Here is a 229-nt window from a genome sequence, read left to right as displayed (position 1 = left end):
ATAAGCATCTCATCTAAAGTATTTAATTCGATATTTACATTTGTTCGCCCAACAATAGTGAATAAAATGAGTGAAATTAAAAAAGCAGGAACTCCAACCCACAACATATGACGAATATGTTCAAACAGATCAATCTTAACAACGGAGGAAGCTAAGTTTGTTGTATCAGATAAAGGAGACATTTTATCCCCGACAAGAGCACCTGAGATCACTGCTCCCGCTACCATAG

At 36.7% G+C, this 229-nt stretch carries 1 protein-coding gene; it reads right to left on the bottom strand.

Annotated elements, in window-relative coordinates; genetic code table 11:
* Positions 1 to 229: Na+/H+ antiporter NhaC family protein (locus tag AOA61_RS00065; protein ID WP_305886511.1), on the bottom strand; the 229-nt coding region annotated here is incomplete at both ends.

Origin of the sequence: Pseudomonas sp. 2995-1 (assembly GCF_002742505.1) — a bacterium.
Lineage (GTDB): Bacteria > Pseudomonadota > Gammaproteobacteria > Pseudomonadales > Pseudomonadaceae > Aquipseudomonas > Aquipseudomonas sivasensis.
Note: the sequence above shows the minus strand (reverse complement) of the source record. Positions and strands in the feature narration are given on the sequence as shown.